The organism is Halobacteriovorax sp. CON-3, assembly GCF_043196995.1.
Lineage (GTDB): Bacteria > Bdellovibrionota > Bacteriovoracia > Bacteriovoracales > Bacteriovoracaceae > Halobacteriovorax_A.
Genome location: NZ_JBEBNA010000002.1, coordinates 171597 through 188069 on the forward strand (window position 1 = coordinate 171597; position 16473 = coordinate 188069).

Consider the following 16473-nt stretch of genomic DNA (forward strand, 5'->3'; position numbering starts at 1 on the left):
GTATAATCATTATACAATACATTATATTTGAAAAAAGTACATATTTAGTCCAGTATTAGTTAACGTAATTTTAGTAAGTTATAGAATTTACGTGAATTTAGTGACTTTGAAGGGAAGAAAAAAGCCGCTTAAAGAAGCGGCCTTGGTTTATTTCATAACTTTTAAGAATTCAATCATAAACTCCTTGTAAACGGAGTTGCTGGCCTTAAGGGCCGCTTGGTAGGCTTTCTTTGCATCGACTTTTTGGAGCATATGAAGGTGAGCTTCAAGCTCTTCTTTTGAAAGGCTTTCGTATGACATATCGAGTGCCATCTTTATATTCTTTCCCTGTGCGGCCAAGATCGCATCTGTTTGCTTTTGAGCATTGGCAACGACCTCATTTATATTCATCGTAGGATTCTTTTCCTGCTCAGTATGAATCATCATGGCCTGGATTAAACTCTTAGATGAGGCAGTTGATTGCTCTAGAAGAGAGGCTTCATCAATAATGCCATTCACTAACTCTTTTTTGTCTTCTGTAAGCTCGTAATCTTTCCCATTGGTAATGTGGTCGACTATTTTATCCTGAGTTTGCTGTGCATTTTCTTGCAGCTTTTTAGAAGTCTCACTATCTTGAATTTCTGCGATTGCTTGAAGCTCATCAAGACTTAAGTTCTCGTATGACTTCTCAAGTTTTTCTTGAAATGGAAAATTTCTCACAAGTTCTAGTAGCTTCTCTTTTTTCTCAGGAGCCTGCTCATTAAACTTTTTATTCTTAAATGCATTTTCAAATGTTTGATTAAGTTTAGCTTTTGATATTTCTTTCAAAAGTTTTTTTATAAGCACTTTCTTTTCACTTAGTACTTCCGGTGTATCAACTGTTTTCTTTAATATATTATTTTCCACTAGGGGAGTCGAAGATGATTCTGTCGATGCCTGTTGTACTTCTTTTGATACTTCATTTGTTGTTGTCGCTAAAGTGTCATCATGTGCTTGTTTAGGATTTATGACTAAGTAATAAATCGCAATTAAGATAACTGGTAAAATTAAAATAAGTTTTTTCATAATTCCTCAGTAACTATTTAGAGATATTCTTTTCAATAGCTCTCGTTCTTTGTTGTTCTATTTCATGATGTCTTTGTTTGACCATCTCTTTAATATCTTCAATATTATCAGGAAAACCACTTTCAGAATTAAAGTCTTCAAGAAGTTGTGCAGCTACTTTTGACCCTTCTGAATCACTGTTTTCGATATTTATAACGAGTAATTCATAGCTACGAAGAATATAAAAAGTAAGCTCGCTCTCTGCGTAGATAATATCTCCACTTAGATCATTTAAAATAACTAATGATTCAACAGCATGAAAATCATCAGAATCAATATTAATAATACTATCGTCAATAGGAGTACTAATGAGCTTATAGTATTCATAATATGAATCACTCAAGTCGATTACAACTCTACGCCATGATTCGATAAGTTCAGTTTCTTCCTGAGTTTTAACTAAGGACTGATTGGTGTTCTCTTTTGGCTTATCTTCTGAATTAGAGCAACTAGCTACAAAAAAACTGATAACAGTTATTAAAAGCAGAGCTTTTATTTCTCGCATAAATATCCCTTATATTTTTTTGCAAGAATATATTTTGTTTACAATAGTTGTAAACGAAGTGTGTAAAAATGAAGGTGCATATCACGTATTAAAGGTAGTAATTCAAGTCTAGCTTGATTGATTGAATACTTCTCGTAGAATTTTCAGATGCGTTTAGACTAAAGATAAAGCCTAAGTTCTTGTTAATACGATATGAGGTATCAAGGACTGCTTCTTCGAGGTACTCATACTGATTAGGTACATAAAAGCTTAAGGAATACCTAAGGTGAAATTTTAAACTCTCATATGAACGAAGAATTATACCTGTAGAGAGCCCTGCTATATAGAAGTCTGTTGATGTATATAATGAGTTATGCTGAATTAAGTAAAAATCAATATCGCGGTGTAGGCGAAATGTTTTTCCAATATCGGCACCGATTTTAAAGTCATTTTCAAACTTTAGATGGCGATTGATATAGTCCGTATAACCAATTTGAAAGCCCCCCGAAATACCACCCGTTAATGGGTCTGATATTTGAAAAATCTTTGCACCAATTAGAAGTAGCTTATTAAGTCTTAGTTTTGACTTAGAGTATGATAGCTCAACATTTGCAACTCTTAATTCACTTTCGTTTATATACATTCTATTGTCATCGCTAAGAAGGTGAGAAGCTGGCAGAAGGCCTAGGATACTTCTTTGTTCCTCTTTATCATTTCTAAAATATTGATGTGATAAGTAGACTTGTGAATTTGACGGAGCATTCGCAGGATTCTTATACTGACTAAAATCAAGGGTACCATTTGGAAAACTTTGCTCAAGAGTTTTATCAATTTTATCGCTTAAGAGAGAGAACTCTTTATAGTTTTTACTTTCTTCAAAGTATTGATATCGATTATATGCTTGGGCCAGCTCCAGCTGCGGGAGCTCCTCAATAGAAGCAATTCCTTTCTGCTTTATTTCATTAATGCTTAGTGGATCAATTTCAAGGTTTTCATAAATGGCCTTGACTAGCCACTTATCTGCCAGAATCGCTTTTGTGTCGTTTATTAATCCACTTTTATGAGTTGCACGAACTAAGTCTAATGGAGTCATCCAATTAGCTTTATGATCATTTATACTTGGCCAAACTGTTGCAATAATATAGTTCATTAGTGTGGCACAGTTAAATGTATGAAAGTAATAATCTAGTTTAATTCTTCTTAATTCATATAGGTGTAGGTGGAGTAACTTTTTTTGCTCATTAGTAAGATTGAGGTGATACTTCCATATATTTCGACCTTCTTCTTTAAGGTAACCTTTTTCTAGATGACTTGCTGGAGAGAGAGCGTAGAAGCCCTCTTTACCTGTCACAATGCTCTCAAACATAACTTTAGGAAGGTTAATCCCCTCGAGTTCTGTATAAAAAGTGAGAGCGTGCCTTTTATCATTCCCACCAAACTCGAGATAAGTATGACCCATCATGCTTGATGGATTCGATACATTTTCAGAGGCAAATACCAAGCTTATCTCTTCTAGTGGTGCCTTTGTTAAAAACTCATTGAGACCTTTACAAGAAGAGAAGCTAAGAGCTTCACGATTAAGCTTTTTACTCAACCAGTAGGCCCTTGCTGGAAAACGACACTTAATGACTTCTAAATTAGAGTCCAATTCTTTTTGTAATAAATGAAGCTCGCTTTCTGGAGTAGGACTATGTGAAGATAGATAAAACATTTTATCTTCGATAACCTGCTTGCCGTTTGTTAAGTAGAGTAGGTTAACCCAGTGTGGATCTTGTGCAATACTTTGTGCATTTACATTTTGAATAATGAAAAAGAGGGCCCCTAGCAAAGGGGCCTTTATTAACTTAGAAATAGATTGCTGAATATTACATGCAGTTAATTTGAATTGGCTCATCAAATTGCCACATCTTTTCTGAACCGTAATCTGTTGAAGAACCAAATGTTCCACCAGTTAGAATATTAATAAAGAATTTTGGGTCAACAGTACTCTTTGCTAGGTACTGTGTACATTTCTCATTTTCAGATTGGATAATTACATCATCCTTTTGTCTTTTTAATTCAACGATTCCAGGAACAATATAAGTACGTCCTTGAATATTGATTTTTTCTTTCTTGTTGTGTGATGTCGTAACATTAACCTTTTGTGTTTGATCATTTAAAATCGTTGCACAACTAGTGAATAGAAGTGCGATTAAGATAAATTTCATTCATCCTCCCTCATTATGTTCTTAATTAACCTAAATTATATTTGCGATGTCTTAAGAGTCCAGTAATTTTAAGGGGTTAGAATCTTCCGGTGTGGGGTACTAGCATGAGATATGCTTCGTGATTACAGCAGATTAAGCGCCTATATTTCATTTATTATCTTCAAATTTAAAAATAAAAAAATAAAAAAACGCCACTTTTTATCATGGCGCTTTCTAAACTGAGTTTCTTATATGTTTTCGATAGTAACGTCACCACTTCCAGTGCTTGCTTTAATGGAAATTTTTGAGTCGTCACTACTTCCGGCCTTATTTGTAAGTTTTCCGCTGGCCGATTCTAGCTTTGAATTCACTTTCATGCCTTTTGGGACAATCACTGTAATGTCACCACTACCTGAACTAATATTGGCCTTCAGTGTTTTGATCTGTGGATTGATAAGCTTAATATTACCACTTCCTGATTCAAGGCCTACCTCTTTAAATTGACCTTTAGCATTTATATCTCCACTTCCAAGGAATGCTTTTAATGAGTCCATTGCTGAGTTTGTAATGTTAATTTGTCCGCTACCTGAGCTAAGATCACTGTTGGCATTAAGGCCTGTAATTGACGTATCTCCAGAGCCTAGTTTCGATAATAGCCTCACTTGTTTTGGCATTGTAATATTAAAGTTTACTTCACACTGTGGCCCAACAGAAAACCAGCCAGAGCTCTTTTTCTTAGTCTTTTGAACCTTTACACTTACAACATTATCACTTTGTTCAATATTTAAGTTGCAGCCTTCGTCCCAGCTTTTTTTTGTGTAAGAGATCTTCATTAAGCTACTTTCTGTACCTGTAATTGAAACATTCCCACTAGAGTTTTCAAGGGTAAGTATACCTTTTGAGATTTCAAAGCTCTTCTCTTCTGCAAAAAGCATTGATGTGAATAATAGGGAAGCGCCAGCAATAAAATATTTCATTATCTATTCCTTTTTTACTTAAAGTGAAATTTCAATATGATAGTTAACTATAATTTTTTGAGCTAATTAGAAAATATTTATTTTAGAGTCTGTAGATATTCCATTCTCGTTAATGAGCTATGAAATTTTTAATTTAATGAAAACTAAGGTCTAGAAAATAAAAAAGCCAGACTAGGTCTGGCTTCTTTATAAAACTGGTACTCCCAAGGGGATTCGAACCCCTGTTACCGCCGTGAAAAGGCGGTGTCCTAGACCGGGCTAGACGATGGGAGCGCTAACTTATTTCCCGGATTTGGAAACCAAAAAACATTTAAAATGGTGATCTCTCTGCGACTCGAACGCAGGACCCTCTCCTTAAAAGGGAGATGCTCTAACCAACTGAGCTAAGAGACCATCTGTGTTTTGGTGAGATTGAATATAAGTAATCTTGGTTCAGAAGTCAACAGGGAATTTAAAAAAAATAAAAAAAAAGTGTAATTTTTTTAAGAAGTTAATTTTATTTACCCTTAGTATTTTTTATCGCCCACCTTGTCATTAAAGGCCTTGTGAGCTAATTTAGCCCATTATTACTAGTGTTTTAAGAGGTAGGCTTCAGTGACAACAGAAGTGGATTCAATAAAAAATAATGTAGAAGACTTGGACGGAAAAAAAGTAGCATTTCATACTTTGGGGTGTCGTTTAAATTTTTCTGAGACGGGAACAATATCTCAAGGCTTTGTTGAGCGTGGGTATAAAGTTGTTGAATTTGGTGAGCAAGCTGATGTTACTTTTATTAACACTTGTACTGTAACGGATAGTGCAGATTCGACTTGTCGTAATCTTATTCGTAAGGCACACCGTTCTTCTCCAGATGGAAAGATTGTTGTGGCCGGTTGTTACGCTCAAATGGATGCACCAAAGATTGCAAAGATGACAGGTGTTGATCTTGTTTTAGGAACAAGTGAAAAATATAAAGTCTTCGATTATTTAAATGAAGATGAAACAGATACAATTCATATTGATAAGTCGAAAGACTTTTTCGGAGCTGCTACTTCTAAAGAAGAAGGACACACGAGAGCTTTCTTAAAGATTCAAGATGGATGTAATTACGTTTGTTCATTCTGTATCATTCCTTTTGCTCGTGGACGCTCAAAGGCAGTTTCAATTGCTCAGGCAATAGAAGAAGCAAAAGCTGTTGTTGCTCAAGGCTTTAAAGAGATTGTTCTTACTGGTGTAAATATTGGTGAGTATGAAACAACTTCAGGTGAAAAACTTTTAGATCTTTTAAGAGAGTTAAATGCTCTTGAAGGTTTAGAGAGAATTCGTCTAGGGAGTGTTGAGCCAAATACAATTACTGATGAGCTTCTTGATTATATGCAAGCTAATCCCAAGTTTCTTGATCACTTCCATGTACCAATGCAAAGTGGAAACGATGAGATCTTAACAAATATGAAGCGTAAGTATTCAGTTGAAGATTATAAAACAATCATTAATAAAATTATCACGCGTTTTCCAAACGCAGGAATTGGTGCAGATGTTATTTGTGGTTTCCCTGGAGAGACTGACGAACAATTCCAAGATACATTTAATCTTTTAAAAGATTTACCAATCACTCACTTCCACGTATTTCCATATTCTAAAAGAAAGAATACGGTTGCTGCCCGTATGGAAGATCATATTCAGCACCCAGTTAAGAAGAGTCGTGTGAAAACTCTGATGATGCTTGGAGATGCTAAGCTTAATATGTTCTCTGAAGATTACGTTGGAGAAACTTCTCAGGTCCTTTTTGAAAGGAAAGACAAGCAAGGCCTATGGGAAGGTTACACTTCGAACTTTATTCGCGTTAAAGTTGCACATGATGGTGATTTAAAGAATCAAATCCATCAGGTTCGCTTAATTGAGTTTAAAGACAACAAGGTTTTTGCTGAGCTATGCTAGTTGCTGCGGCGCTCACGGTCTTTTTGACAATTAATTAACAATTAAAAACGTTTTCCTAACACAACTTGAACACTCAGGTAGGCCAAGTTTTATATTCTAGTCTTGTCAGTAGGAAACAAGGTTGGCAAGCCTTAGAATTTTTTGTTCTGCTTTTAAAAACTCCACTTGCCGATTTTAATTTCTCAAGTCCCTCTCTGAATCTGAAGAAGTGTCTTACTGATAAAAAATCTTTGTGCTACTGCGTACATCTCTCTCTCCCGCGGTGGCACAAGGGCTTTATAAATTAAAAATCCATCGCGCTTATAAAGATGCGATAGAGCATATACCACACACAATCTATGAGTAGCTTTGAATTAGGCACTCGCCTCAATGATGGTTTTCTGCGACGGCCATCTCAAAAAAAACCGACACAAGATGGATATAGGCCCTGAGGTAACTCAGGGCCGAAGTTCTTTATACTTAGAAATATTCTTTAAGGAATTTAATTTCAGATCTTTCAGGTCCGAAAGCAATGATCCCAACTGGGATTTGAATCGCTTCTTCGATAAGAGCGATATAGTCTTTAACTTCTTGTGATAGTTCACCTTTGAAGTCATCGTTAAAGCCTGCTACTTCTTTTAGAATTGGTTTAACTTTGGCCAAATCAATTCCTGGATAAGCACAATCAATCGTACGACCTTCGTACTCATATCCTGTACAAACTTTAAGAGGCCCCATCTCAGATAAAACATCAAGTTTAGTTAAAGCGATAGAAGTAAGGTTTGAGCACTTAACAGAGTATTTTAGAAGAGGAAGGTCTAGCCATCCACATCTTCTCTTACGTCCTGTTGTCGCACCGAACTCACCACCCTTTGTTTGAATATCTTCACCCATTTGATCAAAAAGTTCAGTAGGGAATGGCCCTTCTCCAACTCTTGTTGTGTAGGCTTTTGTGATACCTAAGACTTCTTCAACTGTTCCACCTGGAAGACCTGCTCCTGAGTAGATACCTGCATATGCAGTTGATGAAGATGTTACGAATGGGTATGAACCAAAGTCGATATCAAGAAGCACACCTTGAGCTCCTTCAAAAAGGATCTTCTTTCCTGCGCGTTTGGCTTCATCGAGGAAACTAAATGTATCGCAAACAAATGGTTCAATTTCTTTTGCAAGTGTCATCAGTCTTTCAACTTCTTCTTCAACACTTGGGTATTCGCACTCATAGAGATTTTTAAAAAGAGTTTCTTTCTCTAAAAGATTTGCTTTTAATTTTTCAGTTAGGATCTCTTTGTTAAATAGATCTTTTACTTTAATTCCCTTGCGAGAAATCTTATCTTCATAAGCTGGGCCAATTCCTTTTCCTGTTGTCCCAATCTTAACAGGTCCCTTCGCTTCACGTTGACCATCTAGTAGACGGTTATAGTAAGTGATAACAGAAGTGTTTGAAGATATTCTTAGCTTTTCAGGGGAAACTGATAACCCGGAGTTTTTTACATTTTCTAATTCTTTAGAGAATGCTTCTGGATCAAGAACAACACCGTGACCAATAACTGAGACACAGTGATCATGTAAAATACCTGAAGGAATTAAGTGGAGAACAACTTTCTTTGTTCCAACGATAATCGTGTGACCAGCGTTGTTTCCTCCTTGGTAGCGAACAACAACATCGCATTTTAAACCAAGTAGGTCTGTGATTTTTCCTTTACCTTCATCTCCCCATTGAGAGCCAATAATCGCAAGTGATTTCATAATTAAGCTTTAACCTCATGTAGTAAATTATCGTTTAAAAAGAATTCTTTCAGTTGATTTACGGCCATCTCTCCAACTCTTAGTTGAGCTTCATCTGTAGAAGCTCCTAGGTGTGGTGTAAGAACAAGATTAGAAATCTTGCGAAGAGGTGAGTCTTCTTCTAATGGCTCAGTTGCGAAAACATCAAAGCCTGCTGCTTTAAATTTTCTTTCCATAAGAGCAACAGCTAAGTCTTCCTCGTTAACAATTCCACCGCGAGAAGCGTTTACAAGAATTGCATGAGGTTGCATTTTATTAAATAGGTCCTTGTTCACCATTCCTTTCGTTGCATCCATTAGTGGAGTATGAAGTGTGATGATGTCACAAGTTTCAAAAATTTCTTCGACAGTATTTGCTTTAGAAACATAATCAAGCTCACTTGATTCACAAAATGGATCAAAGAATTTAACTTGTGGATCAAATCCTTGAAGACGTTTTGCAACGATCTTTCCAATTTGACCAAAACCAACGATACCAACTTTTTTATTAGCTAGTTCATTTCCTGTGTACTTTGATTTATCCCATCCGCCATTTTTCATTGTGGCGTCGGCAGCAGCTGTATGTCTTAGAACTGTCATCATAAGAGCGATAGCGTGTTCTGCTGCTGAGTTATTATTGGCACCTGGAGTATTTGAAACCTTTACTCCACGCTCGCCACATTTAACTTTGTCAATATTATCTGTTCCGGCACCTGCGCGGATTACATATTTAAGATTTGGAGCAAGTTCAAGATACTCTTCTCCAATTGTCGTTGATGATCTAATAACAAGAGCATTTGCTTTTGGTAGTAATTCTTTAATCTCGTCTTGAGTTAATTTTGCTTTTGGGTGAACTTCTAATTCGTTGATAGCTTGTAGAGATGCAAAAACTTCTGCATCCATTCCATCACAAACGACGATAAATGGTTTCACTCAGGCCTCCATGGATTTTTTAAGTTTTTCTTGTATTGCGATTATAGAACGCAACTTGCTACATGTAACCCTAATATTAGAAACTTTTTGTAAGTTGCTATTTAGTTTTTCGTTAACCATAATTATCATGATGCAAAAAAGTAAAAGTATGAAAAATATGAGAATTTTAAAGAAGTTATTAGGTGTACTTATATTCGGCCAACTGTTTCTATCAGCTTCTCTTGCTTCCTATATTCCTGAGGGATACTTTGTCAGTCATGAGGATATGATTAGGGATTATCAAATTACTCAAGAGTACTCGAAAAGGGATTTCCTATCTTATATTTTAGAGCAGAATCCGGCCGTTACAGCGGCCGAGGCCACACTGATTACTGAGCGAGTTATTGAAGTTGCTGATCAATTTAGGGTTGATGCGAAGCTATTTCTTGCCTTGATTCGAATGGAGTCAAATTTCATGCGTGAGGCGGTCTCTCCAACTGGTGCAGTAGGCTTAACTCAATTCACATCAATTGGTGCCCAGGAAGTATCTGATCAATTAGGTCAACGTGGCCCAAGTTATGCAAGTTTACAAAATACACTCTATCTAAATAATATTTTACTAGATGGCATGCCTGAGTGGAGTCATTTGTGGCTGCGAGAGAGGAGCTGGGCGCAGCAAAAGTTGCTGTTCTTAGATGATCTCGACCTGTCCCTTGTGTATGGTGCTATCCTCTTAAAGGTCTATCTGGCAAAGAACTACCAAGATGATCTCATGGCCAACTATTATGAGGCACTCGTTGACTACAATGGTGAGCCTGGAGAGAGAAAATATTGGTATGCACGCACAATCTTAAAGTTTTACGATGAAATCTAAACTGATTCGTGCTAGAAATTCCTTATGAAAAATATTCAAGTAATTAAAGCCGATATTACAACTCTTGATGTTGATGCCATTGTGAATGCAGCTAATAGTGAACTTAAAGCTGGAGGGGGCGTTGATGGTGCCATCCATGCTGCCTGTGGTGAAGAACTTGCCAAGGAACTTGCTGAAGCAGGTGGTTGTCCAGTTGGGGAAGCAAGATTGACTCGTGCCTTTAATATTCCTGCGGAATTTATCATTCATGCTGTTGGACCAAAGTGGGAAGGTGGAGCAAATGGTGAAGCGGACTTACTTGAAAAATGCTATATCTACGCACTCTCTCTGGCCCTTGAGAATGAATGTAAGTCAATTGCATTCCCATGTATCTCAACTGGAATTTTTGGCTATCCAAAAATTGAAGCGGCCATTACTGCAACTTCAGCAGTAAAGAGCTTTGATGCTATTGAAGAATTTGATGATGTGATCTTCTGTTGCTTTGATGATGAAAGCTATGAGATCTACAAAACAATTCTGTAGCCTCTATAAAAGAGTGATCTCTTAATAATACTTGAGTTAATTTACCCTTCTTCATTTTAGAATTTCTGTGAACGACTGATAAGATACATATCAGAGGCACAGTCATGAAGAAACGAAGAGTGTTCACTATTTTATTCCCCTTATTGGCCATCATTATTCTCGTGGCCTGTCTTGGAAGGGGGCACAATCTTAGAAAAATAAGAAGTGAGATGATTGTAGATCAATCACTAAGCGTCAACTCAAGGGTTCCGGCCAGCACCTTTATTGAAGGCGAAGAAGAAGTTGTTATTGGGAACTTCTTTGATATCTCTAGGCCAAACTCCCTCGATGATAGCGTTGGGTTTATACAAGAAGGTAATTGGTTTCAGGATACCTTGAAAGGTTATCAGGGAAGCATCAGCCGCTACACCAATGATTCAAGTGCAAGGGCCATCTACACGACTGATCTTTTGGGTGATTCGACTTATTGTATTTGGTACTACCGAGTGCCATCAATGAATGCAACGGACAATGCAATCGTTGATATTTTTGATGGTGTTGAAGAAATTGGTCTGGCCAACTTCAGTCTAAGACTTCCAAGTAATGAAAAAGGTCTCTATCCTCTAGGTGAATTCTCTTTTACCTCAGGGCAGGAGAGTCGTGTGATTATTTCAAAGGGTGCTGAAGACCCGCTGCTTTTAAGAGCTGATGAGGTCATCTTTAAGAAGCTCGGTGATTACGAGGATTGCCAAGGAATGATTTATAAGGAGCTTGATGAGAGTGCAACGATTGTGGCGAAGGCCGTTAATCAGAAAACGTTTAAAGGAACAGATGGTTATCGCGAATATGGTGACTGGGTAGATAGTAAACTTAAAGGAGCACAAGGCAATAGTGTGCGCATGAGTGAAGATGAATATGCCTATTCAACTTATAACTTCATGCCAAAGAGGTCCGATTACTGCTTACAAATATATCGTCCAACTGTTGTTGGTGCTCTATCGAATGTTAAAGTGAGTATCTTTCAAGAAGATGTGGAAATCTTTACGACTTTTGTTAGTTATAATATGCCCGAGGCCAAGAGTGGTTGGGTAGGTTTAGGAAAACATGAGTTTAAAGAAAATGAAGTTGTGACAGTGATTTTTGAAAGAGACCCTCGCGACATCGGCTTACTTCTAAGTGATGCCGTGAGGTTATCGATAGTATCTAAAGATAAAAATTGTAATTAAATGAGTAGGTGGTAAGTAACAAATGCTCCACCATAGGCGAGAATTGTCATATATCCAAACATTAGGAAGACATGTCCCCATCCATCTGTTTCTCTGCGAACAATCCCAAGTGTTGAGATACATTGCATAGCAAAGGCAAAGAAGATTAGAAGTGACCAAGCAACGGCCGTATTAAATACTGGCTCATTTGTTTCTGGATCAATTTCAGCTCTTAGTCTTTCTCTTAGAGTTGTTGACTCCTCATCCACATCACCAAGGGCATAGATCGTTCCTAGAGTTGAAACGAAGAGTTCACGGGCACCCATTGCAACAGTGATCCCAACTCCCATTTTCCAATTGTATCCAAGTGGCTTGATAACTGGCTCAATTAGCTTTCCAAATTGGCCAATTGTTGAATGCTCAAGAGAGATCGCAGCAGCTTCAGCTTCTGTTTTTCCAACAAGCATCTCTTGTGCTGGTTTTGGAAAAGTTGAAAGAAACCAGATTACCATTGAAAGACCTAGGATGATCGTCCCGGCCTTTTTAAGAAATACTCTTCCTTTGAAAAACATTGACTTAAAAGCAGGTTTTAAAGTTGGCATTTGATAAAGAGGTAACTCAATAATGAATGAAGTCGTACTACCTTTATAAAGAGTTAATCTAAAGATCTTTGCAATAATTAGGGCCACAATACTTCCTAGGAAATAAAGGAAGAAAAAGGCAAGTGCTTGAGAGTTAAAGATTCCAAAAACAGTCTTTTCTGGAACAAATGTCCCAATTAGAAGAATGTAGACTGGTAGTCTTGCAGAACAAGTGATGAGTGGAATCGTCATTAATGTTGCAAGTCTTTCTTTCTTATCTGAAATAGTTCTCGTTGCCATAATTGCTGGAACAGAACAAGCAAAGCCTGAAAGGTATGGAAGGAAGGCCTTTCCATTAAGTCCAAAGTAAGACATCGCGCGGTCTGTGATAATTGAGGCACGTGAGATATATCCACTTTGTTCAAGAAGACTAAGTAAGAAGAAGAGAATCATAATTTGTGGAAGGAAGATAACAACTCCACCAACACCTGCAATAATTCCATCAACGATAAAGCTATTTAACATACCTTCTGGAAGTAGTGTTGCAACGTATTCTCCGAATGCACCAACTCCGCCATCAATTAGATCCATGGCAGGACCTGCCCATGTATAAATTGAGTGGAAGATTAAGTAGAAAATTGCCAGAAAGATAACTCCACCTAAGAATGGGTGAAGAACGAATTGGTCAATTTTATTTGAGAGTTGAATTAAGCTCTTATTTTTACCAATAGCATATGATGCTTTTAGATCTCTTGCTTCTCTTTGGTATTTTTCAATTTGAGAAAGCGCAGAAACTTCATTTTGAAGTTCAACAAATTGATCTTCCTCAAAGCTTACATTAAATGGATTGTATTCCGTTGATTCATTTGAAAGTTTAATCTTTCCTGATGGTAAAAGAATTTCGTCTGAAGCATTCTCTCTTAAGAAGTTCTCAAGAGTTGCTCCACTGTCTCTCATTGTCGAGAATTTGATATAAGGAACACCAATATGTTCACCAATTTTATCAAAGTCATAATTCTTTGTTACATCAAGGTCGTACTTGTTGAAGATGATTTTAATCTTTCCACCAAAGAGCTTCTTTACAGCAAGAGCAAGTGAAAGAGAAGAGTCCAGACGAGCACAGTCAACAACACAAACGATTTCGTGGAATTCTGTTACTTGATTATTTCTTCCAATTAAAGTGGAAACTGTTACAGCTTCATCAATAGAAGAAGGAACTAGTGAGTAGATTCCCGGAAGGTCCACAACTGCTAATTTTTCTTCATGACGGGCATTTGAAATAAGACCTGCTGTGGCCGTATCAACAGTAATACCGTTGTAATTTGCAACCTTGCGATTTGCTCCTGATAGAAGATTGAAGATCGCCGACTTCCCTGAGTTTGCAGGGCCAATAAGTAAAATTTTTCTCATTAATGTAATTCCTCAACATTGATGAGACTTGCTTCGCTTAGACGAAGGGCAACTGTTTCACCATCTGTTAATCTAAGAGTAAGAGGGGAGCCAAGGAATGAAGGAGCGATAACTTGAATTGCATCACCTGGAAGAATCCCAAGTCCTGTCATAATTGTCTTATGCTTAAGCCCCTTATCAAATGAGAGGATCTTAACATTTACGCCTTTTTTAACCTTCGATAAAACCATATTTTACTCCATACGTCTCAATGGGCTTACTATAGTTTTATTAGTCAAACTTGTCTAGGAACTCTTTACTGATATGAACCATGTTTACACGGTGGGTTACTCGCGATAGAAGGCGTCCGTAAAGTGTGCAATGAGAGAATCAAGTACGTGCTCACCAAGTGAAAGCTGACGATACTTAACCCCTGTTAAGTCAAAGATACGACGAGAGATGCGATTTGACTCAGTACCCGCGTGCTTGTCTTGTAAGTATACGATTTCTTTGATCTTTGAAGAAGCTAGAAGCTTGGCACACTCGTGACAAGGAAAGAGAGTCACATAGCATGTTGCTCCAGAGAGCTTGTGATTAGAGTGAAGAATTGCATTGGCCTCGGCGTGAACAACGTATCCATATTTCTGCTGCTCAAGAGGGAGAGTCCTCTCTTTTCCCCAAGGAAGTTTAGTTTCATCAATTCCCGCAACAAAGCCATTGTAACCAAAAGTTATTTGGTGGTTGTTCTCATCGACAAATACACATCCTACCTTTGTGGCCGGGTCCTTACTTTTGAAGCTGGCCATAATGGCCTGAAGCATAAAGTACTCATCCCAGTTTACGGCACTCTTTGTTTGAATGTGATTAATCGACTTTTCAAGCTCTGTTCTCATGGCAGCAAGATTAGTTAATAATCCTTCACTTGGCAACTACTGGAAGCTTGTTAAGTCAGATAGGGTGGTGCAAAATATTGGAATGACAAGAGAACACAGGAAGAATTTTTTACTATCCTCTATTAAGATGGCCATCGCGACACTATCAAGTCGTGTTCTGGGTTTTGCTAGAGAAATTTTAATGGCCAAACTTTTTGGTGCCTCAGGACTTACTGATGCCTATCAAATTGCCTTTCGTATACCAAATATGTTGCGTGACTTATTTGCAGAGGGATCATTCTCATCTGCATTCGTTCCAATTTTTACTTCGGCCAAGAAGGATGGTGATGAACATGCTCGTAAGCTTCTTTGGTCCATGGCCATTGTCTTACTTGCTATCACTTCAATTGTTTGTTTATTGATTTTTATCTTCGCCCCACAAATTATTCAGATTTTAACAAATGAGCTTTTTACTTCAGATGTAAATCGCTTGGAAATGTCTGTGCTTTTGACAAGAATGATGTCGCCATTTTTAGCATTTGTTTCAGTGGCCGCATTATTTATGGGGGTTCTTAACACTTATAAGATGTTCTTTGCGCCAGCGATGGCCCCGGCGGTATTCAATATTATCATGATCGTCTCAATGATAACGCTGCCTAAGTTCTTAGAGGCACGAAACCTTCACCCAATTGTATCTCTTGGTGTAGGTGTTCTCATTGGTGGTCTCTTGCAAATGCTTATTCAAGTGCCAATGCTCTTTTCAAAGGGCCTTGTAAAGCTAGATGGCATTGAGCTTTTCTCAAGTGATGTAAAAGAAATTTTAAAACGCATGAGTATTGGTACAATTGGTGTTGCGGCCACACAAATTAATCTCTTAGTCTCAACTTTCTTAGCAACGGGAACAGTTGTCGGTGCCGTTTCTTGGCTTCAATATGCATTTAGGCTCTTTCAATTTCCTGTCGGCATTCTTGGTGTTTCAATTGGAAACTCAAACCTTGTTTACTTCTCTGAACTTTGGAGGGGAGGTAAAGAAGAAGAAGCGAAGGGTGCACTTCAAACAAGTTATATAACGAGTCTTTTTGTTCTCATGCCTGCAATGGCATTAATGTTTGCTCTAGCTCAAGACTGTGTCGCTATTTCTTTTCAACGAGGAGCATTTGGCCTTGATGATACGAAGATGGTAACGGAAGCACTCTATGCTTACTTATTTGGGCTACCATTCTATGGACTTTATAAAGTCTTTTCTCCAAGCTTTTACACATTAGATAAGCCAAAAATTCCTGTGATCATTTCTTCGATCGCTGTTGGGATTAATATTATCTTCTGTTTCTCACTTGTTGATACTTATGGATTTAAAATTCTTGCGATGGGAACTTCGATTTCGATGATTTTTATCATCCTTGTTCAGTCGATTCTATTATTCAAATTGTTGGACTTGAAACTGAAATTCTTCTTTCCTCTAAGATTTTTTAAAATTGGTTTGAGCTCACTATTAGCTTTTTATGCTACACAGTATGTACGTGGATACTTCCCAAACAATATCTTTTCAACTCTTGATAATCTTGCGGCCTTCGTTGTTGCAGCGTGCGCAGGCGCTTTTGCCTATGTTATTGCGCTAAGTGTCTTGGGTGATTATGTTTTAATTCAGCGCTTCTTAAATAAGATAATCCGTCGAAATTAGAATGGAAGTAATCATAAATTTTCTTGCTTCATGAGTGGCAAGTCGTTAAACTTAAAGAGATTACAC

General features: G+C 37.5%; 15 protein-coding genes and 2 tRNA genes. 5 read left to right on the forward strand and 12 right to left on the reverse strand.

Annotated features, from left to right (window positions below; translation table 11 throughout):
• Nucleotides 1–147 precede the first annotated feature (147 nt).
• From ABMA72_RS11430 to ABMA72_RS11460, 7 genes are all read right to left on the reverse strand, one after another.
• Nucleotides 148–1044 (reverse strand): hypothetical protein, encoded by an 897-nt coding sequence (locus ABMA72_RS11430; RefSeq protein ID WP_393057199.1) that lies wholly within the window; start codon nt 1042–1044, stop codon nt 148–150.
• Nucleotides 1045–1057: 13 nt separating this feature from the next.
• On the reverse strand, nt 1058–1588 hold the full coding sequence (locus ABMA72_RS11435) for a hypothetical protein (RefSeq protein WP_393057201.1): 531 nt from the start codon (nt 1586–1588) through the stop codon (nt 1058–1060).
• An 88-nt stretch (nt 1589–1676) separates the two neighbouring features.
• Entirely contained in the window at nt 1677–3461 is a 1785-nt protein-coding gene (locus ABMA72_RS11440) for a DUF4105 domain-containing protein (protein WP_393057203.1), read from the reverse strand.
• Complete coding sequence (locus ABMA72_RS11445) at nt 3433–3774, reverse strand: adenosine deaminase (RefSeq protein WP_392858347.1); 342 nt, start codon at nt 3772–3774, stop codon at nt 3433–3435. Before ABMA72_RS11445 ends, ABMA72_RS11440 begins: the two co-directional genes overlap by 29 nt.
• A 227-nt stretch (nt 3775–4001) precedes the next feature.
• Nucleotides 4002–4730 (reverse strand): DUF4097 domain-containing protein, encoded by a 729-nt coding sequence (locus ABMA72_RS11450; RefSeq protein WP_392910454.1) that lies wholly within the window; start codon nt 4728–4730, stop codon nt 4002–4004.
• A 195-nt stretch (nt 4731–4925) separates the two neighbouring features.
• Nucleotides 4926–5003 (reverse strand) — tRNA-Glu (locus ABMA72_RS11455).
• Between the two features lie 43 nt (nt 5004–5046).
• Nucleotides 5047–5123, reverse strand: a tRNA-Lys gene (locus ABMA72_RS11460).
• A gap of 201 nt (nt 5124–5324) precedes the next feature.
• Between ABMA72_RS11460 and mtaB the strand changes: the two genes are divergently transcribed.
• A complete protein-coding gene (gene mtaB, locus ABMA72_RS11465) occupies nt 5325–6647 on the forward strand; it encodes a tRNA (N(6)-L-threonylcarbamoyladenosine(37)-C(2))-methylthiotransferase MtaB (protein WP_392910437.1) in 1323 nt (440 codons plus the stop codon).
• Nucleotides 6648–7106: 459 nt separating this feature from the next.
• Here the strand turns inward: mtaB and ABMA72_RS11470 are convergent, their stop codons facing one another.
• Both ABMA72_RS11470 and ABMA72_RS11475 read right to left on the reverse strand, forming a co-directional pair.
• Entirely contained in the window at nt 7107–8375 is a 1269-nt protein-coding gene (locus ABMA72_RS11470) for an adenylosuccinate synthase (RefSeq protein WP_392858355.1), read from the reverse strand.
• Between the two features lie 2 nt (nt 8376–8377).
• Nucleotides 8378–9325 (reverse strand): hydroxyacid dehydrogenase, encoded by a 948-nt coding sequence (locus ABMA72_RS11475; protein ID WP_392858358.1) that lies wholly within the window; start codon nt 9323–9325, stop codon nt 8378–8380.
• 130 nt (nt 9326–9455) lie between these two features.
• Here ABMA72_RS11475 and ABMA72_RS11480 point away from each other — a divergent pair, with 130 nt between their 5' ends.
• The 3 genes from ABMA72_RS11480 to ABMA72_RS11490 all read left to right on the forward strand — a co-directional run bounded on the left by ABMA72_RS11480 (nt 9456) and on the right by ABMA72_RS11490 (nt 11905).
• Nucleotides 9456–10178, forward strand: a complete 723-nt coding sequence (locus tag ABMA72_RS11480; RefSeq protein WP_393057204.1) for a transglycosylase SLT domain-containing protein — start codon at nt 9456–9458, stop codon at nt 10176–10178.
• Between the two features lie 24 nt (nt 10179–10202).
• Nucleotides 10203–10700 carry a macro domain-containing protein gene (locus tag ABMA72_RS11485; RefSeq protein ID WP_392858362.1) on the forward strand — a complete coding sequence of 166 codons (498 nt, stop codon included), beginning with the start codon at nt 10203–10205 and terminating at the stop codon, nt 10698–10700.
• Nucleotides 10701–10804: 104 nt separating this feature from the next.
• Entirely contained in the window at nt 10805–11905 is a 1101-nt protein-coding gene (locus tag ABMA72_RS11490) for a hypothetical protein (RefSeq protein ID WP_393057206.1), read from the forward strand.
• Here ABMA72_RS11490 and feoB read toward each other — a convergent pair.
• The 3 genes from feoB to ABMA72_RS11505 all read right to left on the reverse strand — a co-directional run bounded on the left by feoB (nt 11902) and on the right by ABMA72_RS11505 (nt 14747).
• Nucleotides 11902–13875 (reverse strand): ferrous iron transport protein B, encoded by a 1974-nt coding sequence (gene feoB, locus ABMA72_RS11495; RefSeq protein WP_393057207.1) that lies wholly within the window; start codon nt 13873–13875, stop codon nt 11902–11904. The genes ABMA72_RS11490 and feoB overlap by 4 nt on opposite strands.
• The gene (locus ABMA72_RS11500; RefSeq protein WP_392858368.1) at nt 13875–14105 is read right to left on the reverse strand and encodes a ferrous iron transport protein A; all 231 of its coding nucleotides are present in this window, start codon (nt 14103–14105) and stop codon (nt 13875–13877) included. The genes feoB and ABMA72_RS11500 overlap by 1 nt, the downstream gene beginning before the upstream one ends.
• A gap of 96 nt (nt 14106–14201) precedes the next feature.
• Nucleotides 14202–14747, reverse strand: a complete 546-nt coding sequence (locus ABMA72_RS11505) for a dCMP deaminase family protein (RefSeq protein WP_052607433.1) — start codon at nt 14745–14747, stop codon at nt 14202–14204.
• On the opposite strand from ABMA72_RS11505, the gene murJ reads away from it, so the two are divergent.
• Complete coding sequence (gene murJ / locus ABMA72_RS11510; protein ID WP_392858371.1) at nt 14746–16407, forward strand: murein biosynthesis integral membrane protein MurJ; 1662 nt, start codon at nt 14746–14748, stop codon at nt 16405–16407. The genes ABMA72_RS11505 and murJ overlap by 2 nt on opposite strands.
• The last annotated feature ends 66 nt before the right edge of the window (nt 16408–16473 follow it).

Excerpts from the sequence above, each read along its gene's own strand:
- ABMA72_RS11430 (WP_393057199.1), bottom strand. The coding sequence starts at position 1,044 with ATGAAAAAACTTATTTTAATTTTACCAGTTATCTTAATTGCGATTTAT.
- ABMA72_RS11435 (WP_393057201.1), bottom strand. The coding sequence starts at position 1,588 with ATGCGAGAAATAAAAGCTCTGCTTTTAATAACTGTTATCAGTTTTTTT.
- ABMA72_RS11440 (WP_393057203.1), bottom strand. The coding sequence starts at position 3,461 with ATGAGCCAATTCAAATTAACTGCATGTAATATTCAGCAATCTATTTCT.
- ABMA72_RS11445 (WP_392858347.1), bottom strand. The coding sequence starts at position 3,774 with ATGAAATTTATCTTAATCGCACTTCTATTCACTAGTTGTGCAACGATT.
- ABMA72_RS11450 (WP_392910454.1), bottom strand. The coding sequence starts at position 4,730 with ATGAAATATTTTATTGCTGGCGCTTCCCTATTATTCACATCAATGCTT.
- ABMA72_RS11470 (WP_392858355.1), bottom strand. The coding sequence starts at position 8,375 with ATGAAATCACTTGCGATTATTGGCTCTCAATGGGGAGATGAAGGTAAA.
- ABMA72_RS11480 (WP_393057204.1), top strand. The coding sequence starts at position 9,456 with ATGCAAAAAAGTAAAAGTATGAAAAATATGAGAATTTTAAAGAAGTTA.
- ABMA72_RS11485 (WP_392858362.1), top strand. The coding sequence starts at position 10,203 with ATGAAAAATATTCAAGTAATTAAAGCCGATATTACAACTCTTGATGTT.
- ABMA72_RS11490 (WP_393057206.1), top strand. The coding sequence starts at position 10,805 with ATGAAGAAACGAAGAGTGTTCACTATTTTATTCCCCTTATTGGCCATC.
- feoB (WP_393057207.1), bottom strand. The coding sequence starts at position 13,875 with ATGAGAAAAATTTTACTTATTGGCCCTGCAAACTCAGGGAAGTCGGCG.
- ABMA72_RS11500 (WP_392858368.1), bottom strand. The coding sequence starts at position 14,105 with ATGGTTTTATCGAAGGTTAAAAAAGGCGTAAATGTTAAGATCCTCTCA.
- murJ (WP_392858371.1), top strand. The coding sequence starts at position 14,746 with ATGGCAGCAAGATTAGTTAATAATCCTTCACTTGGCAACTACTGGAAG.
- ABMA72_RS11505 (WP_052607433.1), bottom strand. The coding sequence starts at position 14,747 with ATGAGAACAGAGCTTGAAAAGTCGATTAATCACATTCAAACAAAGAGT.